Source organism: Myxococcus sp. AB036A (genome assembly GCF_006547355.1).
GTDB lineage: Bacteria > Myxococcota > Myxococcia > Myxococcales > Myxococcaceae > Myxococcus > Myxococcus virescens.
In genome coordinates this window covers 15,302-41,005 of record NZ_VHLC01000082.1, presented here as the reverse complement: position 1 = coordinate 41,005, position 25,704 = coordinate 15,302, and the positions used below count along the sequence as shown (strand labels likewise).

General features: G+C 69.6%; 27 protein-coding genes. 12 read left to right on the top strand and 15 right to left on the bottom strand.

Annotated elements, in window-relative coordinates:
- Positions 1-888 (top strand): hypothetical protein (locus FL344_RS27815; RefSeq protein ID WP_141620660.1); only part of this gene is annotated, 888 nt, incomplete at its 5' end.
- Here the strand turns inward: FL344_RS27815 and FL344_RS27810 are convergent.
- The 3 genes from FL344_RS27810 to FL344_RS27800 form a co-directional block, all read right to left on the bottom strand.
- Entirely contained in the window at positions 854-2,026 is a 1,173-nt protein-coding gene (locus tag FL344_RS27810; RefSeq protein ID WP_090492823.1) for a CaiB/BaiF CoA-transferase family protein, read from the bottom strand. The genes FL344_RS27815 and FL344_RS27810 overlap by 35 nt on opposite strands.
- A gap of 129 nt (positions 2,027-2,155) precedes the next feature.
- Positions 2,156-2,479 carry an SCP2 sterol-binding domain-containing protein gene (locus FL344_RS27805; protein ID WP_011553019.1) on the bottom strand — a complete coding sequence of 108 codons (324 nt, stop codon included), beginning with the start codon at positions 2,477-2,479 and terminating at the stop codon, positions 2,156-2,158.
- A gap of 96 nt (positions 2,480-2,575) precedes the next feature.
- Positions 2,576-2,983, bottom strand: a complete 408-nt coding sequence (locus FL344_RS27800) for a response regulator (RefSeq protein WP_216609004.1) — start codon at positions 2,981-2,983, stop codon at positions 2,576-2,578.
- 153 nt (positions 2,984-3,136) lie between these two features.
- Between FL344_RS27800 and FL344_RS27795 the strand changes: the two genes are divergently transcribed.
- Positions 3,137-4,162 carry a sensor histidine kinase KdpD gene (locus FL344_RS27795; protein WP_141620659.1) on the top strand — a complete coding sequence of 342 codons (1,026 nt, stop codon included), beginning with the start codon at positions 3,137-3,139 and terminating at the stop codon, positions 4,160-4,162.
- Between the two features lie 76 nt (positions 4,163-4,238).
- Complete coding sequence (gene tatA, locus FL344_RS27790; RefSeq protein WP_026114203.1) at positions 4,239-4,484, top strand: twin-arginine translocase TatA/TatE family subunit; 246 nt, start codon at positions 4,239-4,241, stop codon at positions 4,482-4,484.
- 128 nt (positions 4,485-4,612) lie between these two features.
- Here the strand turns inward: tatA and FL344_RS27785 are convergent, their stop codons facing one another.
- The 6 genes from FL344_RS27785 to FL344_RS27760 form a co-directional block, all read right to left on the bottom strand.
- Positions 4,613-6,475, bottom strand: coding sequence for a long-chain fatty acid--CoA ligase (locus FL344_RS27785; protein WP_141593213.1), 1,863 nt, complete (start codon positions 6,473-6,475; stop codon positions 4,613-4,615).
- A complete protein-coding gene (locus tag FL344_RS27780) occupies positions 6,472-7,269 on the bottom strand; it encodes a hypothetical protein (protein ID WP_141620658.1) in 798 nt (265 codons plus the stop codon). The genes FL344_RS27785 and FL344_RS27780 overlap by 4 nt, the downstream gene beginning before the upstream one ends.
- 97 nt (positions 7,270-7,366) lie before the next feature.
- On the bottom strand, positions 7,367-8,113 hold the full coding sequence (locus FL344_RS27775) for an RNA polymerase sigma factor RpoD/SigA (RefSeq protein ID WP_090492810.1): 747 nt from the start codon (positions 8,111-8,113) through the stop codon (positions 7,367-7,369).
- A gap of 201 nt (positions 8,114-8,314) precedes the next feature.
- Positions 8,315-9,733, bottom strand: coding sequence for an FAD-binding oxidoreductase (locus FL344_RS27770; protein ID WP_141620657.1), 1,419 nt, complete (start codon positions 9,731-9,733; stop codon positions 8,315-8,317).
- A complete protein-coding gene (gene folE / locus FL344_RS27765; protein WP_171442996.1) occupies positions 9,730-10,287 on the bottom strand; it encodes a GTP cyclohydrolase I in 558 nt (185 codons plus the stop codon). Before folE ends, FL344_RS27770 begins: the two co-directional genes overlap by 4 nt.
- 102 nt (positions 10,288-10,389) lie before the next feature.
- Positions 10,390-10,731, bottom strand: a complete 342-nt coding sequence (locus FL344_RS27760; protein ID WP_141620656.1) for a Rieske 2Fe-2S domain-containing protein — start codon at positions 10,729-10,731, stop codon at positions 10,390-10,392.
- Positions 10,732-10,856: 125 nt separating this feature from the next.
- Here FL344_RS27760 and FL344_RS27755 point away from each other — a divergent pair, with 125 nt between their 5' ends.
- The 6 genes from FL344_RS27755 (at position 10,857) to FL344_RS27730 (ending at position 16,169) form a co-directional block, all read left to right on the top strand.
- Complete coding sequence (locus FL344_RS27755) at positions 10,857-11,282, top strand: hypothetical protein (protein ID WP_141620655.1); 426 nt, start codon at positions 10,857-10,859, stop codon at positions 11,280-11,282.
- A 77-nt stretch (positions 11,283-11,359) separates the two neighbouring features.
- Positions 11,360-12,718, top strand: coding sequence for a zinc-regulated TonB-dependent outer membrane receptor (locus tag FL344_RS27750; protein ID WP_141620654.1), 1,359 nt, complete (start codon positions 11,360-11,362; stop codon positions 12,716-12,718).
- A gap of 17 nt (positions 12,719-12,735) precedes the next feature.
- The gene (locus FL344_RS27745; RefSeq protein WP_141593206.1) at positions 12,736-13,665 is read left to right on the top strand and encodes a metal ABC transporter substrate-binding protein; all 930 of its coding nucleotides are present in this window, start codon (positions 12,736-12,738) and stop codon (positions 13,663-13,665) included.
- A 3-nt stretch (positions 13,666-13,668) separates the two neighbouring features.
- Positions 13,669-14,517 (top strand): hypothetical protein, encoded by an 849-nt coding sequence (locus FL344_RS27740; RefSeq protein ID WP_141620653.1) that lies wholly within the window; start codon positions 13,669-13,671, stop codon positions 14,515-14,517.
- Complete coding sequence (locus FL344_RS27735) at positions 14,504-15,316, top strand: metal ABC transporter ATP-binding protein (protein WP_141593204.1); 813 nt, start codon at positions 14,504-14,506, stop codon at positions 15,314-15,316. Before FL344_RS27740 ends, FL344_RS27735 begins: the two co-directional genes overlap by 14 nt.
- Positions 15,297-16,169 (top strand): metal ABC transporter permease, encoded by an 873-nt coding sequence (locus tag FL344_RS27730; RefSeq protein ID WP_141593203.1) that lies wholly within the window; start codon positions 15,297-15,299, stop codon positions 16,167-16,169. Before FL344_RS27735 ends, FL344_RS27730 begins: the two co-directional genes overlap by 20 nt.
- A gap of 3 nt (positions 16,170-16,172) precedes the next feature.
- Here FL344_RS27730 and FL344_RS27725 read toward each other — a convergent pair whose 3' ends face one another.
- The 6 genes from FL344_RS27725 to FL344_RS27700 all read right to left on the bottom strand — a co-directional run bounded on the left by FL344_RS27725 (position 16,173) and on the right by FL344_RS27700 (position 20,967).
- A complete protein-coding gene (locus tag FL344_RS27725; RefSeq protein ID WP_141593202.1) occupies positions 16,173-16,724 on the bottom strand; it encodes an isochorismatase family protein in 552 nt (183 codons plus the stop codon).
- 206 nt (positions 16,725-16,930) lie between these two features.
- A complete protein-coding gene (locus tag FL344_RS27720) occupies positions 16,931-18,664 on the bottom strand; it encodes a hypothetical protein (RefSeq protein WP_141620652.1) in 1,734 nt (577 codons plus the stop codon).
- Positions 18,665-18,674: 10 nt separating this feature from the next.
- A complete protein-coding gene (locus FL344_RS27715) occupies positions 18,675-19,277 on the bottom strand; it encodes a hypothetical protein (RefSeq protein WP_141620651.1) in 603 nt (200 codons plus the stop codon).
- A 15-nt stretch (positions 19,278-19,292) separates the two neighbouring features.
- Positions 19,293-19,676 (bottom strand): hypothetical protein, encoded by a 384-nt coding sequence (locus tag FL344_RS27710; protein ID WP_141620650.1) that lies wholly within the window; start codon positions 19,674-19,676, stop codon positions 19,293-19,295.
- A gap of 81 nt (positions 19,677-19,757) precedes the next feature.
- Positions 19,758-20,258 carry a hypothetical protein gene (locus FL344_RS27705; RefSeq protein WP_141620649.1) on the bottom strand — a complete coding sequence of 167 codons (501 nt, stop codon included), beginning with the start codon at positions 20,256-20,258 and terminating at the stop codon, positions 19,758-19,760.
- Positions 20,259-20,532: 274 nt separating this feature from the next.
- Positions 20,533-20,967, bottom strand: coding sequence for a hypothetical protein (locus FL344_RS27700; protein ID WP_141620648.1), 435 nt, complete (start codon positions 20,965-20,967; stop codon positions 20,533-20,535).
- Between the two features lie 337 nt (positions 20,968-21,304).
- Between FL344_RS27700 and FL344_RS27695 the strand changes: the two genes are divergently transcribed.
- From FL344_RS27695 to FL344_RS27685, 3 genes are all read left to right on the top strand, one after another.
- Positions 21,305-22,777, top strand: coding sequence for a hypothetical protein (locus tag FL344_RS27695; protein WP_141620647.1), 1,473 nt, complete (start codon positions 21,305-21,307; stop codon positions 22,775-22,777).
- A 57-nt stretch (positions 22,778-22,834) separates the two neighbouring features.
- On the top strand, positions 22,835-23,989 hold the full coding sequence (locus tag FL344_RS27690) for a lytic polysaccharide monooxygenase (RefSeq protein WP_141620646.1): 1,155 nt from the start codon (positions 22,835-22,837) through the stop codon (positions 23,987-23,989).
- 139 nt (positions 23,990-24,128) lie between these two features.
- Entirely contained in the window at positions 24,129-25,625 is a 1,497-nt protein-coding gene (locus FL344_RS27685) for a hypothetical protein (protein ID WP_141620645.1), read from the top strand.
- The last annotated feature ends 79 nt before the right edge of the window (positions 25,626-25,704 follow it).

Genomic DNA, 25,704 nt, shown 5'->3' with positions numbered 1-25,704 from the left:
GCCCAGCGGCTCTTCTTCGACAGCCGAACCGCCAACGGCACGCCGGTGGAGCCCCACCCCGCCCTTCAGCTCAAGAGCCTGCTGCACGCGGGCTACCCGGTGCGCCACCGCTTCGACGCGTCCTGGGGCCCCGTCATGGTGCAGGCGCTGGTGGAGCAGTTGCAGCTCGACTTCCGCCCCTCACTCGTCGCCCATCCCGAGGGCGCCTGGGCACTGGACGCCCTGTCCCTGGCGATGGAGCCCGGCGCCACGTTCCGCACCAGCGAAGGCACGACGGTCCACATCGACACGGTGATGCGGGACGCGCTCGCCACGCTCGAAGCCGCCCAGGCCGAGCTGGCCGCGGCGATGCGCGCGGGGCGGACGCAGGTCCCCAAGCGAAAGCAAGGCATCTACGCCCACCCGTGCGGCGGGCTTCACTACTTCCAGGCCGTGGCGGGCTGGGCCCGGCATGCCTCCGTGCGCAAGGCGTGGCGCAAGCGGCTGGACGCGCAGGTGGACGTGCTGCTGTACCGGCTGGACTCGGAAGGCCGGCAGTACGAGGCGGCGCTGGCCGACGCGCCGTTCGCGCACCGGCTGCCCCTGCTGGTGCAGATGCTGAAGTTCCAGGGCCACCTGCTGGAGACGCTCGGCCGCTACCGCGACGACACCCGGTGGCGGCCCACGAAAGCCCAGCAGCAGACGGTGGAGCGGGCGCGCACGGCCCTGGAGCACACCGTGCGCCGGCTGGAAGCCGGTGGCGCCTTCGACGGGTGGCCAGCGCTGGCCGAACGGCAGCCGCAGCTCGCGTTGGATTTGTTGGGCGACACCTGCCACGCCGCGCGCGGCGAGGCCCTGTGGCGGACGCCCGCCGTCAGTGCCCCAGCCGCGCAAGCTCCTGCGCGGTAAAGCCCGCCGCTTCCAGAATCTCCCGCGAGTGCTGCCCCAGCGCGGGCGGCGCGCGCAGCGGCGTCTCGCCCATGCGCAGCGGCGTCAGCAGGTGCGTCACCTTGCGGCCCAGCACCGCGTCCTCCGTCTCCACGAAGAGGCCCCGGGCCTGGAGCTGCGGGTCCTTCAGCACGTCGTCCCCTTCCGCCACGGGCTCGATGCAGAGGTCGGAGCCCGCGAAGCGCTCCTGCCAGTACGCCAGTGGGTGCTCGGCGAACAGGCGCGTCAGCTCCGCCTTCACGCGCGCGCCGGGCTCACCCGGGGCGTAGGCGTCCTCCAGCAGCTCCGGACGCCCCAGCCGCTCACACACGCCCGCGAAGAACTTGGGCTCCAGCGCGCCCACCGCGAGCCACCGGTCATCCGCCGTGCGGTACAGGCCGTAGCACGCGTAGCCCCCGTTGAGCGCATCCTTGCCCCGCTGAAGGGCGGCGCCTTCCGTCCCCATGAAGAGGCGCGACGCCAGGTGCATGTGCAGGAAGGCCAGCGCGCCGTCCGTCATGGACACGTCCACGAAGCGCCCCTGCCCCGTGCGCTCACGCTCGTGCAGCGCCGCCAGGATGCCCACCAGCGCGAAGAGGCTGCCGCCGCCAATGTCCCCCATCTGCACGCCGGGAAACGCGGGCGCGCCGCCGGCCTCGCCGCCGTAGCCCAGCAGGCCGGCGCGGGCCGCGTAGTTCAAGTCATGCCCCGCCTTCAGCCGGTCCGGCCCCGTCTGCCCGTAGCCGGAGATGGCGCAGTAGATGAGCCGGGGGTTCTCCGCGCGCAGCACGGACTCGCCCACGCCCAGCTTGTCCATGACGCCGGGCCGGAAGCTCTCCACAAGCACGTCGTAGTGGCGCACCAGCCGCTTCAGCGCCTCGCGGCCCTCGGGCTGCTTCAGGTTCAGCGTCAGGGAGCGCTTGTTCCGATTGAGGCCGTAGAACAGGCCGCTGACGTCATCCCGCAGGGGCGGCATCTGGCGGATGTAGTCCCCGCCCTCCGGCTCCTCCACCTTGTCCACGGTGGCGCCCAGGTCTGCCAGCACCAGGGTGGCGTAGGGGCCGGGCAGCAGGCGCGACAAGTCCAGCACGCGCAGGCCAGTAAGCGGGAGCGACGACATGGGCATTCCTCGAAGCGAGCGTCGGGGGGGTGTGGAAACGACTGCGGCGCGCCCCTGTGAAGGAGACGCGCCGCGTGCGGCAGAAGCCAGCGGGCGGAGTCCGCCCGCAACGCTCCGGTCCGCCGGAAATTAGAGCAGCTTCGCGAGCTTCATCGCGAGGCCCATGTCCATGGGCTTGAACTTCAGCTTGCCCTGCATGGCCGCCATCTGCGCGTTGAGCTTCTTCTCGCGAATCTTCACGAAGTCGTCGTTGCTCACGGAGATGGTCATCTTCGCGTTGTCGACCGCGCCTTCCGTCACCCAGCCCTCGGACTTGGTGGCGTCCAGCGTCCACTTCCCGCCACCCTCGCCCGACACGTCAAAGACGATGACGGCGTTGATTTCCTTCGCCAGCTCCGGCTTCGCCTTGAGGGTCTCCGGAATCTGGTTCTCGATGATGTCCTTCGCGCTCACGACACACTCCTTGGCCTGATCGTTGATTTGAAAATCAAAGACAGGGGGACCGTAATGGCGCCCCCCTGGCAGGTCAAGACACGGATGCGGCATCTGTCACGCGATGGTGGACGCGGCAGCGGGGTTCAGCGAGCGGCGAACCATGTCCAACAAATCGTTGAGTTCGAACGGCTTGGCCAGATGCCCCACCGCGCCAATGTCGGCGGCCTTGCTGCCCACATTGCGGTCCGCACTCAGGACGATGAGGGGGATGCGCGCCACCTCGGGCGGCTTCTGCCGCATCCGCTGGGCGAACTCCCAGCCGTCCATCACCGGCATCATCAGGTCCAACAGGATGAGGTTGGGCGGTTCGGGCTCGAGCCGATCCAACGCCTCCTTCCCGTTCCGCGCCCGGCGGATTTCGAAGCCTTCGGCTTCCAGAATCTCTGAAAGGGCCTCCAGGATGTCCGGGTCGTCATCGACGACCAGGACCACCGGGGCCCTCGCATGCTGTGCATTGTGCAAGGTCAGAGCAGTCTCCCGAGGTGCGACGCTGGGATTCTTCAACCATCCTCCCACACGGCCGCGCAAGAAAATGCGCCCACGCCGCCAGACATGGGCCCACGTTGCAAAACCGACAGTCACTGCCCACCCTTTCCGTGACCTGATGGACTGGGGGTGTGGAACGTGGCGAGCGAGGGGGAGCTGAAAGCAGGCGACATGGCGGCACCCGGGCTTCTGCTCGTGCCTCGCGGAGGCAGCCCGCGCCTGCTCGGACGCTCGCTGCTGGCGCAGCTCGGCCTGGAGGCGCTCCCCAGCCGCGTGGGCTCCCTGCCGGAGCTCATGGCGGTTGCGGGCTTTCAGCGGCGCCCTGGGAGCGGCAGCCACTGGGAGCGGGACGGCCAGGTGCTGATGGCGGGCGAGGAGGCGCTGGAGGACGGCGCGCTGCTGCTGTGGACGTCGCCCCTGGCGTGGGACGAGGCCGGGGTGCGGCGGCGTGTGCGCTACCTGTCCATGGCGTCGCATGACCTGCGCGGCTCACTGGCCAACGTGCGCTCGTACGCGGCCCTGCTGCTCAACGGCCGCGTGCCCCTGGAGGCCAAGGTGCAGCGCGGCCTGGAGACCATCCTCCGCAACGCGGACCGCTCGCTCGCCTTCTCCCAGGACTTCTTCGACGCCAGCCGGGCGGACCTGGGCTCCCTGCCCTGTGAGCAGGAGCGCCAATCCCTGCTGCCTCTTCTGGACGCGGCGGTGGAGCGGCAGCGCGCCGCGGCCTCGGCGGCCCAGGTGGCGCTCGTGTTGGGCCTGAATCCGGCGCAGGCGGTGCCCGACGTCATCGTGGACGGGGCCCGCATCCAACACGCCGTGGAGTCCTTCATTCAGTACCAGTTGGCCCGCGCCCAACCGGGCGAGGTCATCCGATTGGGCATCCGCGACTTCGCACCCCAGGTGCGCGTGGAGGTCCGCCGGGACGGGGCGCCCCTGTCGGATGAGGACGCCGCCGCCGTCTTCCAGCGGGAGGAGCGCGCCTTCCGGGAGAAGCGGCTAGAGGACCCGTTGCGCGTCTACCTGGCCCGGCAGGAGGTGGAGGCCCACGGGGGCAGCGTGGGCGTCGAGTCGGACCGGGGTGGCAGCACCCTCTTCCTCACCCTGACCCAGGCCCCCGCCGCGGCGCTCGGTTCTCCAGCAACCATGCAGGCTTGAATCGCCCGCTGGTCTTGCTGGCGGTCGGCGGCGCCCATCGGTATGCTCCTTTGCGTCTTCGCGAAGGAGCCGAGTGATGGGTTTGAAGGGAATGGAAATCCTGCTGATCATGGGGGTGCTGCTGCTCCTGTTCGGAGCGTCGCGCCTGCCACAGCTGGGCTCTTCGCTGGGAAGTGCGATCCGCAACTTCAAGCGCGGCTTTGGCGGTGAGGGCGAGGACGCGGCGGCCCCTGGGGACAAGAAGGGCTCCGGGACGCTCTCCAGCAGCACCGGCGTGCAGAACGACGTCACCAAGAGCCAGACGCCCAGCGGCCACGTCTGAGCCGCCGCCGGGTGGCCGTGCCTCCCGGCAGGACGTGAGCAGTGCCCTGAAACGCGCAACGCCCGAGCCGCCCCCTGGAACACGGGGTGGGCCGGGCGTTCGCTTTTGCCCTGTGCGTGGCGCGGGCCTCAGTCGACCACAGTGGTGCCTTCGTACATCCGGTCGAGCTGCGCCTTGTACTTCTGGGTGCAGACCTTCCGCTTCACGCTGAGCTTGGGCGTCAGCTCCTCCGTCTCCTGGCTGAAGTCGTTCTCCAGCACGGTGAAGCGCTTGAGCGTGGCGTAGGGCGGCTGCTGCGTGTTGACCTGATCCACCGCGGCCTTCACCGCCGCATGGACCTCCGGACGACGGGCATTGTCCGCGTAGCTGCCCACGGGGGCGCCCTGGTCCAGGAGGAGCTTGCGCGCGCCCTCCTCCGACACGGTGATGAGCACCACCAGGTACGGCCGCTTGTCGCCGTACACCATGGCCTGACTGATGATGGCGTGCGTCTTGAGGGCATTCTCCAGGTTCTGCGGCGCCACGTTCTTCCCGCCCGCGGTGACGATGAGGTCCTTCTTGCGGTCGGTGATGCGCAGGTAGTTGTCCGCGTCCAGCTCGCCGATGTCACCGGTGTGGAACCAGTTCTCCGCGTCGATGGCCTCTGCAGTGGCCTCGGGGTTCTTGTAGTACCCCTTCATGACGGCCGGGCCGCGGATGAGGATTTCGCCGTCGGAGGCAATCATCACCTCCATGCCCGGCACGGGCGCGCCCACGCTGCCAATCTTGATGTTGTGCTCGCGATTGACGGTGGTGCCGGCGCACGTCTCCGTCAGGCCGTAGCCCTCCAGCACCTTGAGGCCCAGCAGGTCGAAGAAGTAGCCAATCTTCGGAGACAGGGGCGCGCCGCCGGAGATGAACACGCGCATGTTGCCGCCCAGCTTCTCGCTGATGGCCGCGTGCACCTTGGAGAACACCAGCTTCTTCGCCAACGCGAAGCCCAGGGTGGCGTACTCGCGCCCCTGGCTGCGTGCCTCGACGTACTCGTCGAACAGCTTGAAGGCCCAGCGGAAGAGCCGGCCCTTGAGCCCCGGGGCCGCCGAGCCGTTGGCCACCACGTTGTTGTAGACCTTCTCGAAGACGCGCGGCACCGACGGCAGCACCGAGGGACGCGTCTCCACCAGGTTGGCGAGCAGCTTGTCCACCGACTCCGCGACGACGAGCCGGTATCCCATGCTCAGCCAGGCAGCCTTCACCACCTGCGCGAAGACGTGCGCCAGCGGCAGGAACAGCATCACCGAGTCAGAGGGCACCATCATCCCCACCGACTGGGCGGCCTTCGCCTCGAAGGCCCAGTTGCGGTGCGTGAGGATGACGCCCTTGGGGTCCCCCGTCGTACCGGACGTGTAGATGATGGAGGCGGTGTCCTCCATGGACACGCCCGCCACCCGCGCCTCGAAGTCGTCCGGACGGGCGGCGTGCTCGGTGCGGCCCTGGGCGACGACGTCGGCGAGTGACAGCTCGGTGCCACCGGCGACGGGGCCCTCGAAGGCGACGATGCGGCGGAGCGACGGACACTCCGCCAGCTTCTGGCGCAGGCGCGTGAGCCGGCCCGCCTGCCGGGCGTCCTTCTCGTCGTTGTCCACGAAGACGAGCGTCGTCTCGGAGTGGTTGAGGATGTACCGGCACTCATCCGGCGTGTTGGACGCATAGATGGGGACGGTGATGGCCTGCGCGGCGCTGATGGCCACATCGCAGATGAGCCACTGCAGACTGGTGTTCGCGAAAATCGCCACCCGGTCCCCAGGCTTCACCCCCTGGGCAACCAGGCCCGCGGAGAGCGCTTTCACCTCGTCCAGGAACTGGGCGAAGGTGACGTCCTGCCAGCGGCCGTCCTTCTTGTGGCTTGCGCCCACCGTCGACGCGTTCTTCGCGCGCTGAATGAGCAGTTGGACCAGCGTCGCATCCCCCCCCGCGGTAGCGGAAGCCGCTACCTGATTCTCTGCCCTCATCTGAGCTCCTTCTCGATATCGGCTTCGACTTTCTTGGACCACTCCTGCACGCGCCGCCCTTCCGCGGGGTCGTACGCGATGCTGCCTTGCTTCACCTTTTGAATGGCCTCGCGCGCCTTCGCGGCCTTGCCGTCCTTGAGGAGCGTCTCCGCCAGGAAGTAGTAGGCGCGCAGCATCTGCGGGTGCTTCGCGATGGACTTTTCGTAGAGGCTGGCGGACTTCGCCAGGTCGCGCTTGGGCCAGGGCAGCTCGTAGTAGTAGCGGCCCTTGGCCAGCAGCGGCGCGCCCCGGTCGTAGCCCGCGTCAATCTGGATAGCCTTGTCGAGCCGCTCGTTGAACTTGCCCTCGAGCCCCTCGCCCAGCGCCTTCATGATGCCCACGGCCTGGGAGTAGGCGCCGATGCCGGTGGCCGCGTAGTAGTGGCCCTCCACCCGGGCGGGGTTGAGCTTCACCGCCTTCTCACCCCAGTCCCACGTCTGGCGGCCCAGCACCTTCTTGAGCTTCTCGTTGGCCGCCCCGTCCGCCTGCCACTGAAGGATGCGCGCCTTGCGCCAGACCAGCTCGTAGTCCTCCGGCGCGGCGTCCAGCGCCGTCTTCAAGGCCCCCTCGTAGGCCTTCTCCCCACCGGACTCGCCGCGCTTCGCGTACAGCGCGTCAAGCTCGGACAACAGGGAGGCCTCAGCCCCCCAGGCAGGCAGGCTCAGGAGGAGGCTCAAAGCAAATGAAATCAAGCGCATAAGCGCCGGGCTTAGCACGCACTTTTGCCCGGTAGCAAACCATCGGCGGTCAAACATCCGCCAAACGACAAGAGGCGGGAGCGGCCCGGAATGACCCGGTCCGTCCCGCCCCGATGACGCGCCTTCCCAGGTGGGAAGGGCCCTGGATGGCCGCTCACGCCGCGTCGGCGGCCTGCTCGCCCAGGTGCTCCTCGTTCTCGTTGAACGCCTGCAGGTAGCGCTCCAGGAAGTTCTTCGTCTTCAGCTCCACCTGACGCACGCGCTCGCGCGACACGCCCCACCGCTGGCCCAGCTCCTCCAGCGTCAGCGGCTTGTCCTGCGTCAGCCGCTCCGTGAGGATGTCCCAGCCCAGGTCACCAATGCGCTTGCGCACCTTGGCGAGCGCCTCCTGAATCTCCGTGTCCTGCTCGTGCGCCAGGAACACCTGCTGAGGCGAAGGGCTGTTGTCCTCCAGCCGGTCGAGGAAGGTCGTCTCGCCGTCCTCGTCGATGGTGGCGTCCAGCGAGAAGTCCACCATGCTGCCGCGCTCGGCCTCACCGCCGCGCACCTGGCTGCGGTTGTCCTTCAGGTACCGGGTGATGTAGGCGCGAATCCACCACACCGCATAGGTGGCGAAGCGCACGTTCTTCTTGGGATCGAAGTGCTCGATCGCCTTCATGAGACCGACGTTGCCCTCCTGGATGAGGTCATCCAGTCGCGCGCCGCGATTGGCGAACTTCTTCGCCACGGCGACAACGAAGGCCAGATTGGAGCTGGCAAGCGTCTGCCGCGCGGACTCGTCACCCTTGCGGGCGCGGCGCGCAAGCTCGTACTCCTGCTCACGCGTCAGCTGCTGGTGCCCGCCCAGGTTCCGAAGGTAGTGCGACAGGCCTTCGGCTGCGTACTTCGTCGAATTGGCCATGATTTCCCGTCCTCCGTTCGATGCCGGACGCGCTCTCCCCCCGCCGCCTCGCGTCCACCTGGAACTAAGACGCGCAACGAGCGAAAGGGTTTCTCATTCCAGGTCCGATTAGGCATTTCGCGCGACATTCCCAGCCCTTCCCACGCTTTGGACGGTAAGCCGCTCGACGCCGGGACAAAAACGAGCCGCGTCGGCCACGAATCAAGAACGCATGAGCGCGGGGAAGATTTTCGAAGGGTTGAGCAACCCTGATGGATCGAAGAAGGCCTTGAGCCTGCGCTGCAGGTCGATGAGCGCGGGGGACTGCTCCAGCGAAAGATATTCCCGCTTCGCGTGCCCCACACCGTGCTCGCCTGTGATGGTTCCGCCCAGTTCCACGGTCATCACCAGCATGCGCCGCAGGGCCTCCTCCACCAGCGGCCGTTGGTGGGCGCCCTCGTAGAGGATGTTGGCGTGCAGGTTCCCGTCGCCCGCATGGCCATACGTGGCCACGGTGAGCCCCAGCTCCGCGCCCATCGCCTTCAAGCGCTCGATGACCTCCGGAATCTTCGAGCGGGGCACGACGATGTCCTCGGAAATCTTGTGAGGCTTGAGGGCCCGGAGGGCCGGGGAAATCGCCCTGCGCGCGGCCCAGAGCTTCTCGCGCTGGGAAGCATCCTGAGCCACCAGCGTCTCCGTGGCGCCCTGGCTGGCACAGATGTCACCCAACTGCGACAACTCAGCGAGCAAGCCCTCGCGGCCGTTGCCGTCCACCTCCACGATGACAGCGGAGCCCGCGCCCGGAGGGAACTGGAAGCCGCGGCCGTTCACCGCCCGCAGGGCCACGTCATCGATGAGTTCCAGGCAACGCGGGAGGATGCCCGCGGCCAGCACGGCGGACACCGCGCGCGCGGCGTGTAACACGGACGGAAACACCACCAGGGCCGTCAGCACCTCGCGCGGCAGCGGGATGAGCTGGACGGTGATTTCGGTGGCGACGCCCAGCGTGCCCTCCGAGCCGACGAAGAGGCCCACCAGGTCATAACCCGCCACGCCCTTGATGGTGCGCCGGCCCACCCGCACCACCTCGCCGTCCGGGAGCACCCACTCCAGTCCGATGACGTAGTCGCGCGTGACACCGTATTTGAGTGCCCGAGGCCCGCCGGCGTTCTCCGCCACGTTGCCGCCCAGCGTGCACACCTCCCAGGAGTTCGGGTCCGGTGGATAGAAGAGCCCTACTGCTTCCACGGCCTTCATCAGGTCGCCGGTGATGACGCCGGGCTGCACCACCGCGGTGAGGTCCTCGGGGGAGATGGAGAGGATGCGGTTCATCCGCTCCAGGCTCACCGCTACCCCGCCATGCAAGGGCAGCGAGCCGCCGCTCTTGCCGCTGCGCGCGCCACAGGGGGTGAAGGGCACGCCGTGCACCGCGCACGCCTTGAAGACCTGCGACACCTGCCGCGTGTCCGCGGGGAAGACGACGAGGTCGGGCGCATGGACACCACTATCGGACTCGTCACGGGCGTAGGCGGCCAGCGCGGCGTCATCCACGCGCAGCTGCTCCGGAGCCAGAACGGCGGCCAGCGCCTCGCGCACGCGGGCCACGCGCTCGGGCTCCACGCGCGGCAGGGGCGCACTCATCGCCGGGCCCCCAACCGGGCCCATAGCTCACGGCGCAGGGGGCCGTCGCGCCGCAGGGTGCCTTCATAGGCCTCCGCGTGAGTGACGGCGTCGCGCTGCTTGTCCCCGCGCAGGCGCAGGCACGCCTGCTCCGCTTCGATGATGCATGCGGTGGCGGGACTGCCCAGCACCTGCGCCAGGGAACGCGCCACTTCCCGCGCCATGTCTTCCTGGAGGATGAGCCGGTGCGCGAAGCAGTCCACCAGCGATGACAGCCGGCCAAATCCCACCACCCGCTTGCCCGGCACGTAGGCCACGTGGGCCCGCCCGGTGAGCGGCAGCAGGTGGTGCGGACACATGGAGTGGAAGCGCAGGTCCGTCACCACCACCAGCTCGCCCGAGGAGCCCGGCGGCGCGGGGAACGTCTCCCCCAGCGCCTGCTCCGGGGTGCGGCTGTAGCCATCGAGGAACTCGGCCGTCCAGGCCTCGGCCACGCGCGTGGGAGTGTCCGCCAGGTGGACGTCCTGGAGGTTCAGACCGGCGGCGCGCAGGAAGTCCGCCACGGCACGCGCCATGGCCGAGGTATCGGGGACAGCGGCGGGGGCGGCAGCGGCGGGGGCTTTGCGGCGGGCTCGGGACGAAGTCACAGTGGAATCGCTCCTGGAAGGGGCCGGCACTCAGGGGGCGTGGACCCTACCTGATGCGGACACGAGGATGTGCTGTCCCTGCACACGCACCGCATAGGTGCGGACCTGCACCCCTGGATGCCGAGGGCACTGCCCCGTCCGGATGTCGAACGGCCAGGTGTGCAACGGACAGTGCACCACGTATCCCACCAGGTCCCCCTCGGACAGGGGCCCGGCCCGGTGGGGGCATGCGTCCGCCACCGCATGGAGCTCCCCATTCACGCGGAAGAGGGCCACCGCGACACCGTCCACCTGCACCACCGCGCGGCCCCGCGCGTCGAGTACGTCCAGCGTCGCCACTGGAATGAATCCTCTGTCCAGCTGTCCGTTCATCCCTGAAGTTCCCCAACGTTCGGCCGGGGCCGACACATCCCCACCCGGACGAAACAGAGCGTGATAGCGTCCCTTGACACCCGCCGTGCCGCGTCATTAGAGCACCCGGGCAACCGTCCCTTCCGATGAATCAGCGAGCCCACACCTTCGCCCGCTGCACCGCGACGCTGCTCGTCGCGCTGTGGCTGTGTCAGCCGCTGGGCGCGCTGATGCACGCGAGGGACGAGCACGCGCATCGGTTCTGTCCGCAGCATCAGACGTTCGAAGAGACGGCGCTCGGCACGGGCGCGCGGCTGTCCCGGCTCGCCATCGAGCAGAGTCCACAGCTGTACGCCCTGCCCGAAGCCGTCATGGACTCGGCCGCCCTCCCCCATGAGGAATGTCCGCTGGTGACGTCCGGCTCCCGCCCGGAGCTTCTGACGCCCTACCGCACGACACTGGTGCTGACGCTGCTCGCCGTGAGCCGTCCGGCCACCGCGCCGCCTCGCGTCCAGGCCCCCCTCTCCATCCTCGATACCGCTCCCAAGGCCTCGCCTCCCGCGCACGCGTGACGTGCGTCGTCCGAGGTCTTTCAGGTCTTTGGTGGGCGTGACCGCTACGCGGCCGCCCCGTTCGAGGAGCATTCCAGGTGGCAACCCGTTCGCGCCGTGCTCACGGCGCTCTCATGGTCGTTTCACTCACGCCCTTGCTGTTCGCCAGCGGCGCCCGCGCCCAGGACGCCTCCGCGCCTCCGGCGGACGCCCCCATGCAGGAGCCGGGGGAAAACGCTGCGCCCGCGCTCACGCCTGAGGAGTTGCAGGAGATTGAAAAGGCGCTTGGCAGCGATGCCGCGTCCGCGCAGCAGAACGCGCCCACCGGCACCGCGGCGCCGCCGGCCTCCATGCCTGGCGGTGGCTCCGCGCTCTCCATCCCCGGGGTGAACAATCCCAACACGGGCGCGAACTTCCTGGACCTGAGCTTCATCCTGGATGTGGCCGCCGCGGCCTTCACGGACAAGGAGCCCCTGCAGAGCGGCGCGCACGACCCCACGCGCAACGGCTTCAACCTGCAGCAGTTGGAGCTGTCCATCGGCTCGGTGGTGGACCCCTACTTCCGGTTCGACGCCAACATCGTCTTCAGCCAGTTCGGCGTGGAAATCGAAGAGGCCTACGGCACCACGCTGGCGCTGCCCTACAACCTCCAGGTGCGCGCCGGTCAGTTCCTCACGCGCTTCGGCCGCATCAACCCCACGCACCCGCATTCGTGGGACTTCGTGGACCAGCCCTTCGCCGTGGGCCGCATCTTCGGAGGCGAAAGCAACCGCGGACTGGGCGCCGAGGTGTCCTGGCTGGCGCCCCTGCCCTGGTACGTAGAGGTGATTGGCAGCACCACCGACGCCACCGGCGAGGCCACCGCACGCAGCTTCCTGGGCTCCACCAGCGAACGGGTGCAGTCTCCGTTCGACTTGCAGCTCACCGGCGCGGTGAAGCAGTTCTTCCCGCTGTCGGATGACCTGTCCCTCATGTGGGGCCTGTCCACCGCCACCGGTCCCAACCCCACCGGCTACCGCAACCGCACGGACGTGTTCGGCACGGACCTGTACCTGCGCTACCGGCCCATCACCCAGGCCCACAACACCACGCTCATCACGCTCCAGGCGGAGGCCTTTTACCGCCGCCGCCAGGTGCCCGGGGACGTGCTGACGGACTTCAACACCTACGCGCAGGCCGCGTGGCGTTTCTCGCCCCGGTGGGCCACCGCGCTGCGCTACGAGCTGGGAACTGCGGCGCGAGGCGAAGACGGAGCGCGCGTCATCGACCCGTTGGACCCGGACTGGACGGAGTCACGCAACCGCGTGTCCGCCAACGTCACCTTCTGGCCCACCGAGTTCTCCCGGCTGCGCGTCCAGGGCGCCAGGGACCATGCCGGGTGGCGGGATGAGCCCGGCTACTCCCTGATGCTCGCGCTCGAGTTGGTGACCGGCGCCCACGGCGCCCACGCGTTCTAAACCCTTTCGAAGGAGCCATGACCATGCGTCTCTCCCGTCTGTTCGCGGCCGTGTGCGCCGCCTTCACCCTCTTCGTCGCTTCCCCCGCTCGCGCGGACCTCAACGTCGTCACCACCCTGCCGGACCTGGCCGCGTTGACGAAGGCCGTCGGCGGCGACCACGTCAAAGTGCAGGCCCTGGCGCTGTCCAGCCAGGACCCGCACTTCGTGGATGCCAAGCCGAACCTCGCCCTGGCGCTCAACCGCGCGGACCTGCTCATCGCGGTGGGCCTGGACCTGGAGGTCGGCTGGCTGCCCACGCTCCAGGTGGGCGCGCGCAACCCGAAAATTCTCGTAGGCAACCCGGGCTACCTGGTGGCCTCGCAGTTCGTGAAGCTGCTGGAGGTCCCCACGGCGCAGGTGGACCGGGGCCAGGGCGACGTCCACCCGGGCGGCAACCCGCACTTCCTCTATGACCCGCGCCAGGCGTTGTCCGTGGCGCGTGCCATCACCGACCGGCTGGCGCAGTTGGATCCGAAGAACGCGCAGGCCTACCGCGACAACCTCGCCACCTTCACCACCGAGTTGGAGAAGTCGCGCGCGGACTGGGAGAAGCGGCTGGCGGCGCTGCGTGGCCAGCCCGTCATCGCCTACCACCGGACGATGGCGTACCTGGCGGACTGGCTGGGCTTCGACACCATCGCCTACCTGGAGCCCAAGCCCGGCATCCCGCCCAACCCGTCGCACGTCGCGAGCGTCCTGGCCCAGGGCCGTCAGCGAAAGGCGCGAATGGTGCTGATGGAGAGCTACTACCCGGACACCACCGCGCGGCTGGTGGCCTCGAAGATTCCCGCGCCGCTCGTCACCCTGCACGGCGGCACGGACTTCAAGGCGAAGGAGACGTACCTCCAGCACATCAACGAAATGGTCGAGCGCCTGGAGAAGGGGCTCGCCGGCAAGGGGACCTGAGCCATGCGGACCCGTCTCCTCCTTCCCCTGCTCTTCATGTCCGGCTGCGCGCTGGAGCCCGGTGAGAGCTTCGCGGTGCTGGAGCCCGCCGTCCGCGCGGACTACGCGCCGGTGGCCGGGCGCGACGTGGGCAACGGCTTCCAGCGGCTCGCCTCCGACTTCGAGCTTCGCCTGGACGGCGCCGCGCTGGGCGTGGACCACATCGACCTGGTGGGCGGCGGCGGCACCCGCGGCCCCATCACCTTCGACCCGGCCAACCCGCCGCCGGGCTACACCAACTGCCACAACGGCCACTGCCACCACGACGATGGCTCGCTGGTGGATTACGAGGACATCCAGGCGGAGCTGGATGGCGGTGGTGGCGGCGCGGAGGCCACGGTGGCCAGCCTGCACGTGGACGCGGACCTGGACCTGCTGGCGGACCAGACGCTGTCGCCCGGCTGTGAGCCGTCCTGCGAGCTGGGCCGCACCCACGTCAGCCGCTACCAGTGGGACGTGTCGTCGGTAAACCTGGAAGGCGTGGTACGCGACAGCCGCGCCACGCCGCGCTTCAACGATGAGCGCCGCTTCCGGCTCGCGTTGGCGTCGGCGGAGGAGGCCACGCCGCTGATGATGCTGCGCGGCACGGTGGACATCCCCACGGACCGCGAGAACAAGCCGCGCGTGAAGCTCGCCCTGCGCCTGACGCTGGCGCCCACGCTGTTCGACTCGCTGGACTGGGCGGCCACCACGCCAGGCCCTGACGGCGTGGTGGACCTGAACGCACCTGAGAACGCCGCCATCCGGAACGCGATGGTGGAAGCACTGGCCACCTTGGAGCCACAGGCGGAGGTCCGACGTGAAGACCGTTGAGCCCACGGACGGCGCGCACGCGGTGCCCGCCACCTTCGCGCCGGGTGACGCGTTGCTCACCTGCGAGAAGCTCGTCATCGGTTACGACGGCAAGGCCATCCTGCCGCCCATCGACCTGACCATTCGCCGCGGCCAGTTCGTGGCGGTGGTGGGCCGCAACGGCTCCGGCAAGAGCACCTGGTTCCGGACGCTGCTGGGCATGCAGCCGCCGGTGTCGGGCACCATCTCTCGCGCCTCCGCGCAGGTGCGCAGTGCGTATGTGCCGCAGACGTCCGCCATCGACTCGCTGCTGCCACTGCGCGCGGGCGAGCTGACGGCGTGGGGACGCCTGCGCGGCTGGAGCTTCCTGTGGCCCTTCGCCCGGAAGGCGGACCGGCAGGCCGTGCAGAGCGCGCTGGAGACGGCCGGCGCGAAGGACTTCGCCTCGCGGCCCTACCGAGAGCTGTCCGAGGGCCAGAAGCAGCGCACGCTGCTGGCACGACTGGTGGCCACCGAGGCGGACCTGGTGCTCCTGGACGAGCCCACCGCCGCCATGGACGCCGTCGCGGAGCACGAAACGATGCAGCGACTGTGCACCCTGTCGCGTGAGCGGGGCCTGGGCGTGGTGGTGGTGTGCCACGACCTGGAGGTCGCCGCCGAGCACGCGGACGTGCTCGTCTTCGTGGACCGCGAGACGTCCGCCTTCGTCGTGGGCGATGCCCGCACCGTCTTCTGTCACCCCGCCTTCCGCCGCCAGTACGGCGACGAGTACTGCCAACGCGCGCCCCTGGGACCTCACCGTGGAAACGACGCTCGCTGAACCATCCAAGTGGGAGCAGTTCCACCTGGCGTTCGATTTGTTCAGGGACCCGCTGCTGTGCGCGCTCATCGCGGGCGGCGTGCTGGGCTTCCTGAGCGTGTACGTGGTGCTGCGGCGCATGGTGTTCGTCAGCGCCGCGGTGGCCCAATCCGCGGGCCTGGGCGTGGCGCTGGCCTTCTACGCGGCCATCCACCTGGGCACGCATGTGGAGCCCGTGCTGGGCGCCACCACCCTGGCGCTGTTGGCCACCATGTTGCTGATGACGGAGCCGGCGAAGCTGCGCCTCACGCGGGAGAGCCTGCTGGGCCTGGCGTATGCGCTGGCGGGCGGCGCCGCGGTGCTCGTGGGAGACCGCATCGCGCAAGAGGCGCACGACATCCAGGGCATCCTCTTCGGCACGGCGGTGCTGGTGACGCCCGAGCAGCTCTACACGGTGGCCATCGCTGGTGGGGGCGTCATGTTCATCCACCTGTGGTGGTACCGGGGCATCACCTTCGCCAGCTTCGACCGGACGGGAGCGCTGGTGCAGGGGCTCCCGGTGCGCCTGCTGGACGGCGTGCTGATGGTCAGCATCGGCGTCATGGTGGGCGTGTGCGCCCGGGCCCTGGGCGCGCTACCGGTGTTCGCCTTCTCCACGCTGTCCGCCATCGCCGCGCTGATGTTGGAGCTGAGGCTGCCGTGGACCTTCTTCATCGCCACGCTCTTCGGCGCCATCGCGGGCGTGGGCGGCTATCTCTTCGCGTTCTTCTACGACTTCCCCGTGGGCGGCTCGCAGACGGTGTTCGCCGCGGCCATGGTGGCCGTGGCGACCGTCCTCCGGATGCTCGTCCACGCGGTACAGAAGGCGCGCTGAGGGTCAGCGGACCGCCGCGGAGACCTGCTTGAACTCGGGCGTGCCGGCGCGCCCGAGCAGGTCGAACAGCGCGGCCTCCACCGTGACGACGTGCGCGCCCGCGTCACGGCACATCTGGAGGCCCACCTGCCGGTCCTCCTGCGCGCGGGACAGCACGGCGTCCGTGAGCAGGAACGGGGACAGGCCGCGTTCGGCCAGGTCGCGCACCGTCTGGAAGACGCAGATGTGCGTCTCCATGCCCGCCACCAGCACCTGCGTGCGCCCGCCGAGCGCGGCCAGCACGTCTGGCACGGCGGCGCTGAACTCCAGCTTCTCCACCGCCTTGACGTCCTTCAGCACCCGCATCCGCAGCAGCGAATGCGTGGGCCCCAGGCCCTGGGGGTACTGCTCAGTGAGGAGGATGGGGAGCCCCAGCGCTCGAGCGCCCTCGATGGCGGCGGCGGTGCGGCTGAGCATCCGGTCCAGCGCGTCCCGGTCCATGGCGGCGCACAGTCGCTCCTGGATGTCCACGACGAGCAACGCGGCCTGGTCCTGCTTGAGGCGGAAGGTGGGCATGCCCCCTCCTCGCGCGAACGGTGAGGGCCCGTCAAGCGGCGGGAGCCGTCAGCGCGACTGGTGGACGTCCGCACGGCGAGGACTTCCAGCAGGTGACAGTCAACCCACGGCGCGCGGGCAATGAGCCCCGTGGACGGTGCGCACGCTCGATGGGGCGCCTGATGGACCGCAAACAGGCGGCAGCCCCCGTGCCATTCGGGCACCGCTCAGCAGGACACCGTCCCATGTGCGGCGAGCGCCGGGGCTCCGGTCTCCCGCAGGGCGAGGAGCTCCGGCGGGCGCACGAGCCGCAGCAGACGCCCCCGCCCGGCGATGAAGGCCCGAGCGCGGCGAAGCTCCGGCTGATGCGGGTCCGCGTCACGCCAGCAGTCGAGGAACGCGGCGAAGTCCTCCACCGCGCTGCTCCAAGCGCCGAGCGCCACCTGGGATTCCGCGGACAGCAGTCGCAAGTGCCCGCACCCAGGCCGCTCCGCCACCAGCGTCTTCGCCAGCGCCACCGCCTTGTCCTCGCGCTCCGTGCGCAGACGCAGCCGGACCAGTGCCTCGCGCGCGGGCCGGGAGAAGGCCGCGGGCCCTGCGGCCCGAAGCCGCCGCTCCAGCCTCCACGCACGCGTCAGCGTGGCCTCGGCGCGGCCCACCTCGCCCCTGCGAGCCTCCAGCGCGCCACGCAGCTCATGAGCGGCCACCTCCACCACCCGCGCCACATCTCGTGGACACAGGGCCAGGTCCTCCGAGCGGCGAGCCTCCGCCAGGAGCGCATGCTGCGCATCCAGTGAGTTGCATACCCGCTCCACGTCGCCCAGCCGCGCGGCCTCGAGCAGGCTGAGTCCTCTCGTGTACTGGCGAATCCCGTCCCGCAGCGCCCGCTCCGCCGGGCTGGCCGTATCCGACAGCTCCATGGGCACGTCCGCCGCCGCACGCCAGAAGCCGAAGCGCAGGTGCGCCGACACCATCGTGGCGGCGGCGAACAGCAGCGCCTGGTCGTCGCCTCCAGCCCCTTCCACCCGCTGCCGCAGACGACGGGCCCACGCCTGGGACTCGCCGTACTGGCCCGCTTCGGCGCAGCCCTGGCTGAGCAGCCGCATGGCCGGCTCGGCACTCGGCGCGTCGGCGGTGTGCAGTCCTTCCTCGGCCAGGTACGCATCATCCGCGGCCACCGTGGCCTCCAGCACGCGCTGGGCCTCCGCCACCAGCCCGACCCGCTGAAGCAGGCGCCCCGCGGAGAGCAGCGCGGGGCTGGCACGAGGCGCCAGCGTCACCAGGCGGCGAGCACTGTCACGGGCAGCCTCGGGCCGGCCGCTGTTCAGCATGGCCTGCACCCATGCATGGTGGACGCCCGCGTGGTCCGGGTGTGAGCGCAGCAGCTCGCGCAGCAGGGCCTGCGCATACGGCTGCCCCTGCCCGGGCCGGCCATCCGGCTCGTAGCCGTCCAGGAGGAAACCCGCGAGCAGCAGCCGCGCGTCGCCGTCCTCGGGATAGCGGTCGATGAGGCACTCCATGTCACGCACGAAGGCGTGGCGCCCATTGGCCGGCCCCTTCTCCGCCAGCAGACTGCCCGCGACGATGTAGCGCTGCTCGCGGTCCGAGGTGCCCTCGCTCAGAGCCAGCGCGCGGCCCATGGCCTCCGCGCGGGCGGTGGCGAAGCGGGCACCGGGGCCTCGCGTGAGGGCGAGCCCCCACCAGGCCATGGCCAGTGACGAATCCTCGCGCGTGGCCTGCGCGAAGGCGCGGCGGGCCTCACCGCCCCACCCCAGGTGCAACAGCCGCAGACCCTGGTCGAACCAGGCCTGGGCCTGGGGCCTGGCGGTGCTGACATCCAGGTGTGCGTGACCCAGGCCCTCGCGCAGGAGCGGCGTGGGGAGCGCGTCATCCGCGACATCCTCCCACGGCGCGCGGGCATGGACGGAAGGTTCATCGGCTCGGAGCAGTCGCGCCAACATGATGGCCTCCTCAGGCCCCGGCGATCGGGGCGGTGCAGACGTTGAATCCAGAATCCAGGGAACGAAGGCGGGAGGCGAAGCGCCGCCACGCCGAGGCCAGCCCGTCCGCCGCGACGGGAGCCGCTTTGCGGCGTGCCCCGAAGCACTCACGGCGCCAGGACGGCCCCATCTCGGAGGAAATCCAGTCCTCGTGCTCGGCCAGCCACCCCGCCAGCGAGGCGAGCCCCGCGCGCAGCGCCCGCCGCTCGTGCCCCGTGGTCGGCAAACGCGCCGGGCCCAGCTCCTCCGCGCGAAACGGTAGTTGGCCCGGCCCCCCCTCCAGCAGGACGGGCGCGAAGCCCGCCCGAGGGACGAAGATGGCTTCGCCGCACTCACACAGCGCGCCGAAGCCCCACAGCGTCAGGCGCCCACCATCCGGAAGGCCCACCGTGTACGGGCTCTGTCCCTCCGCGCCTTCGGGGCGCGCGTGGCGCACGAGTCCTCGTCGAACGAGGAGATTCCCCTCCGGGCAGAGGACATCCCGCCCGAGGCACCACATGGAGACGTCGAACAGCCGGTCTCCATCGCGTCGAAGCTCACAGGGAATCACGGTGGACATGGCATGGCCGGACATGGGCGCGCGCTCCTCTCAGCTCGCGGACTTCTTCGCCGTGGCGCCGCGGCGCACGGGGCTGGCGCCGAAGAGCGCGGGCGCGTCCACCGGGCTTCCGCCCTGCTTGCCCAGCACCGCGTTGACGGCGCGCACCAGCTTCCCGCGCACGCTGGCCGTCAGTGGCAGGTCTCCCAGCGCGGCCTGGAGCTGCTGGGCGCTGACGCCCCGGCCGCTCTTCGGCTTGCCGATGGACAGCGACTCGTAGCTCTTGCCCTGCGCGTCCTTGTCACGGCGACGGGCGCTCCGCTTCTTCAAGAGGATGCGGCCCTCGGAGCCGTAGGACTCGAGCTGGCGCGACAGGCGGAGGAGCTTCTCGGAGGGGATGTTCTTGTCCGTCAGGAACTGCTGGAAGGAACCCATGGTCTTCTCTCTTCGGGGAACGAGGGGCCGGCACTGGAGCACCGGCCCCCGGGTGAACGGGCCAGGGGCCCGGGAACAGCGTCAGTGCTCGTGGCCGTGGTCGCCGTGCGACTCTTCGATGAGCACGCCGACGGTCGCCACGGACGTGGGGCCGAAGGTCAGGTAGTGCGTGCCCACCGTGAGAGGCACGACGTGGCGGCCCTTGATGTCGGTGCAGCCCTGGGAGCTGCTGGTGCTCTCCTCGATTTCCACCGCCTCACCGCTGGCGGTGGTGATGGAAAGGGGCACGTCCGCGTTGGTGTAGATGACGTAGTCGGCGGCCTCGCTCGCGGCGAAGGCCACCATGCCCTGATTCCCATCCGAGCCGGTCATCAGGGTGATGTCGTAGCGGCGGTGGTCAGCGCGAATCTCGGGGGGCGGGTTGTTGCCCCCCATGTTGGCGCTGACGGCGGTGGCGGGTCCCTCCTGGAGGTGCTCGCACGCCTCGGCGTCGACGCCCTCTTCTTCGGGATGATCGTCGCCGCAGCCGGCGGAGACGAGCGCGGTGGACAGCAGGAACGCGGCAAGGAGCTTCTTCGTCATGGTGCTACTCCACGGGATTGGACTGCGGGTGTGCCACGCCCGCGCGCCAGCAACGGACACCGCCAGGACATGGAGGGGCCGCCACGGGTGCGTGGGAATGGAAGGGGCGTGCGCGGAGCACGAAACACGGGCACCGTGAGACAACTCAGCCGGCGTGGACGCAAAGCCGCAATGACTCACAGTCCGCGCGGAGCGGACGGAGTCTGTCTGGCTTTATCGGACGGGCAACCTCACACGGCGCGACAGGCCGCCTGAGCGAGCAAACTCCCGGGCCTCACGCGCGCGGCGGAGATGCCTTGGGAGCCAGGTGCAGACGGGCGACGGGCTCCGCGTGAAAGCGGAACACCGCCAGCGCGGGCTCGGAGCGAGCGGGCGCGACCAGGAGGGACGGCGTGTCCTGCTGCGGAGGCGGGGCCTCCCGCCGGAAGAAGGCGTGGACACAGTGGGCGTCGGAGCCGTGGGCGTCCGCCTCCGTGCTCTTGGAGGCGAGCCGCACATCGTCGAAGGACGCCTCGACGTGACCGGCGCCGTGGGAGCCACCGGCCTCCACGTGCATCACCTCACCATGCTCCAGGCACGTGGCGTGCTGGACCAGGGCGAAGTGCATCACGCTCCCCATGTACGCCAGCACGCACACGAGCGCGAACGGCAGCGCCAGACGGCGCGACCGGACGGAACTCACGGGCTGGTGAAAGGAGGAGCGACTCACGTCAGGGCATTCCCGGTCGAACGGCGTCTACGGTTGTAAGCCAGACAGGCCGTTCGCGCAAGTCAGACTGTCTCACGCAACATTCGCCAGGAAACAGCACCTCCGGCGAATGAACAACAGCAACTTGGAAACAAAAGCAACTAGGGCCCCTTTCCAGCGCCGGTGCCCGGGTGTGCCCCGGAGCGGCCGGTCCCAGGCCCGGCAGGCGGCACAAGGCCACCGGGGAAGTGTCCTGCTTCGAAGGAAGGCACCGGGCCCGTGGACCGGTGGACCCGTCCAGGCGTAGGGTGCGCGCCGCCCGGAAGACGCCCGGGCGTACCATCGAGGTCACGACTTCGTGCAAGAGTTCATCGACGCGCTCCGGAGCCAGGCTCGCCACATCGCGCCCGACCTGGCGCGAATCGCCTACCAGCGGGGCCTCGCCGTCACGCGACCGGACGGGACCACCCACCCCATCCCCATTACCGCCACGCCCGTGGTGCTGGACGCCGCGGAGATTCGCCGCCGCGCGGAGCTGTCCGCCCGCCTGTCCTCCGCCACGGTGAAGATGGCGCAGGCGCAGCTCCAGGGCGCGGACGCGGAGTCCCTGCTGGGCGCCCTCTCCCCTCTCGAGCGCGTGCTCGCCGAGCGCACCTGGCGCCAGTCCACCCGGCTGGCCACCACGCGCGTGGACTACTTCGTCGCGGGCGGCACGCCGTGGGCGTTGGAGGTCAACGCCACCATCCCCGCCATGCAGGGGTACTCCGACATCGCGGCCCGCACCTTCATCGAGGTGGTGGGCCGCTACTTCCGCTATCCGGAGAAGTCCCTGCACGCCCTGCTGTCGCTCAACGGCAGCAACGCGCTGGCGTTGTACCGGGCGCTGCTGGACGGCTACGCGGCCGAGCGCAACGGCCGGATGCCAGACACGGTGGCCCTGCTGTGCCGCCGCAACGACGCCCAGATCACGGAGCTGCGCTGGCTGTGCGAGCGCTTCCGCGAGTTCGGCGCGGACGCGGACCTGGTCCATCCGGACGAGGTGTCCGGTGACGACGCCTTCGTGGCCCACGGCAAGAAGTACGACCTGGTGTACCGGCACCTCTTCGTCCGGCGCCTGGAGGAGTCCCCCTCCCCCTGGGTCGAGGACTTCCTGGGCACCGTGCCCGGCAAGAAGGCGGTGTTCCTCAATCCCCCCGCTTCGCAGGTGGAGGTGAAGCTGACCTTCGCCCGCCTGTCGCAGGCCCTGGCCGAGCCCGCACTGGCCGAAGCCGCGCGCCTCACCGGCGAGGAGTTGGAGGCGGTGCGCACGTCCGTGCCGTGGACGCGAACGTTCCAGCCCGGCCCGACGCAGGGCCCCGACGGCGAACGCGTGGAGGACCTGGTGGCCCTGGTCGCCGCGACGCCAGCGCGCTTCGTGCTGAAGCGGGCCTGGGATTATGGCGGCCGAGCCGTCTTCCTGGGTCGCTCCGCGGGCACCGTCCCCTACACGGAGCGGGTGCAGGCGGCCTATGGCGCGCCGATGACGTGGGCGGAGCTGTGCGCGCGCACGGCGGCGGACACCGCCGGCGGAGGCTTCGTGGTGCAGGAGGTGGTGGACTCGCCGCCCGAGGAGCACCTGCTCTGCGAGCCCAATGGCACCGTGCTGCCCACGTCCTTCTTCGTGGACTACTCCGCCTATGCCTCCGTGGGTCTGGCGCGGCAGCCCGCGTGGGGCGGTGTGTGCCGCGGGTCCATGTCGGAAATCGTCAACATCGTCGGCGGTGGCGGCGTGTTGCCGCTCATCACCTCGCAAGTCGCCTCCAAGCTCCTGATGGCGTGGAAGGCCTTCTAGGGCGTTGACCCGATTTCAGGGGCCGCGCCCTCCCTCCTCGCACCACAGGAGGAAGGGATGACCTCAGCAGTGCAGCGGTGTCTCGGCGCGTCGCTCGCCGTCGTGTCGATGTTGTGCGCCAGCGTGGCCCTGGCGCACGGCTCCATGGAAGTACCTCTCAGCCGCGTCTACAGCTGCTTCAAGGAAGGGCCGGAGACGCCGAAGTCCGACGCGTGCAAGGCGCTCATCCAGGCCGGTGGCACACAGGCGCTCTACGACTGGAATGGCGTGCGGCAGGGCAACGCCAACGACAGGCACCGCGACATCATTCCAGACGGAAAGCTCTGCAGCGCCGCGAATGAAAGCCACCGGGGCCTGGACCTCGCGCGCACGGACTGGCCCTCCACGCTCATCACTCCGGACGCCCAGGGCCGCTTCGAGTTCGTCTTCCACGCGACCGCCGTGCACGCCACCGGCTACTTCCGCCTCTACGTCACGCGCGAGGGCTACAACCCGGCGCTCCCGCTCAAGTGGTCGGACCTGGAAGCGAATCCCTTCTGCTCCATCACCCACGTCTCCGCCCAGAACAACCGCTACCGGCTCAACTGCCCCTTCCCTCAAGGGAAGACGGGCGCGCATGTCATCTACGGCATCTGGCAGCGCTCGGACAGTCCGGAGGCCTTCTACGCCTGCACCGACGTGAAGTTCAGCAACACCCCGCCGCCGCCCTCGTCGTGGAAGGAGCTGGGCCAGGTGCAGGCGCGTGAAGATCTGCCCGCGGGGAGCTCGGTGACGCTGCGCGTGTTCGACGCGCAGGGTGCTGACGCCGAATCCCATGTGCATCCCCTGGCCACGGCCACGCCGGCGGCCCAGTGGATTCATGCGCTCGCGCAGCGGGTGAACGGCGCGTCCAGCCGCGTCCAGGTGGGCGTGCTCGACGCAGCGGGCCGCGTGAATCCCGTGCAGGACGCGCTGGGCAACCGCGTCTACGCGCGTGAGACGGGCTACACCTTCCAGGTCGACATCATGAAGCCGCCGCCCGGTGGCGGTGGCGAGCCTGTCTACCCGTCTGGGATTGAGGGCTATGCCGCGGGCACCGTGGTGCGGGGCACCGACGGACTGCGCTATCGCTGCAAGCCCTTCCCCTACTCTGGCTGGTGCAAGGGCTCCGCGCTGCATTACGCGCCGGGCACGGGCTTGAACTGGCAGGACGCGTGGGAGCGCATTCCCTGAAGCCCACCGGGTGACGCGACACATCCAGTTTCGGAGTGAAGGTACCGGGATGTCACAACGCCTGACGCAACATGTTCGCGTCATGGCCGACAATCCCGATGCCTCCGACATTCATGTCGTTCCCGAGAAAGGTGTGTGTATGTCCCCCCGAATCGACCGGCGCGCTCCCTCGAAGCTCGGCTCGAATCTCCAGAAGGACGCGGAGCCAGCCCAGGCCCGTACGCCCACGGCGACGACGTCCTCAGTCAAATACCAGACGCAGCGCAACGCGGATGCCTTCCAGGGTGCTGCTCCGCGTGGGCGCGCGCAGGTTGCCTTCGGAAACACCGTGGCGGCCCTCAACACGAACGCGGTGGCGGCCCCGGCGCTGACGCCCGAGCAGCAGGCGTCTGCGGAGCAGGCGCAGGTGGACGCCACCAACCGGCAGGACCCGTCGTACCTCACGAACTGGCTGAAGGCCCATCCCGACCCGGCGCAGCAAGCGGCCTTCATGGATCGCTTCTTTCAACAATACGGGCCCGAGGCGGGACAGCTGCTCGACAAGGCCAGCGAAGAGGATTTGCCGGTGCTCTCCGCCGCCCTCGACGCGGCCTACCGGTCGGGCGCCGTCACGCTCGACGAACTGACGGCGGCCGTCGGTTCCCATGGCGCGGGCTCCTGGAGCGGTGAGACGCACGAGACGCTGGCGAAAATCATCGCTGGCACGGGCAACCCGGAGCTCATCACCGCCTACGCGCAGCGCGAGCTGGAAATCATGACGGCCAGCAACCCGGCGGACCCGGCGCGCGCCGTGGCCATCGCCACGGCGCTGGCGGGCCTGCCGCCGGACAAGCTCCAGGAGTTCCTGAAGAACAACCCGGACGCCCTGGGCCACGTCCTCAAGAACATCAACGACCCCATCATCGGCGGCGGCACGGAGGCGCTTGGAAAGCTGCTGGACGCGGCCAGCGCCATCCAGCCCGCCACGCCTGAGTCCATCAAGCTGTTCATGGACAGCATCGGGCACCTGGGAGACAACCCCGAATCCCGCGCGGCGGCGGCGCGCTTCTTCACGCAGCACGCGGACGCGATTCTCGCCGCGGCGAGCGACGCCTCGGGCTCCATTGGAAGCGCGGGCGCGGGCAAGCTGTCCGAGTTCTTCACCCGGACGCTCTTCACCGAGCCTTCCTTCGAGGGCCAGGAGGCGTTCCACTCGTTCATCACCTCGAAGCTGGGTGACATGCAGGCGCAGTTGGAGGCGGAGGCACACGCCAATCCGCCGTCGCAGGATGCGCAGCGCCTGGCACGGTCCATGGGCAGCCTCGTTGGCGCCATCGAGGGAGGCTTCCTCCTCTCCGTCGAGGAGCTGAACAAGCGCAACGAGGCCGTCGAGGGTATGGCGGGGCTGATCTTCAAGCTCAAGGATTTGCTCCCCACCTCGAGCATCCCGGGGCTGGGCCAGTTGCAGAACCTCACCATCGACCAGATCCAGAACTGGGTGACGGAGGCGCTCAAGAAGAAGCCGGATGATCCGCAGGACGCCATTCCGTTCCACCAGCTCTTCGGGGAGAGCATCTCCAACCCCGCCCTCCGCAGCGTGTACGACTCCGCCCGGCTGACGTCGCTGGAGAACCGCGAGCTCGGCCTGAACAACTGAGCCCGCGCGCAGGGCTCGGGCCGGCGTGCATACGCCGGCCCTTGCTCCTGGGGAACACCGCCTCGCACGCGGTGATGCA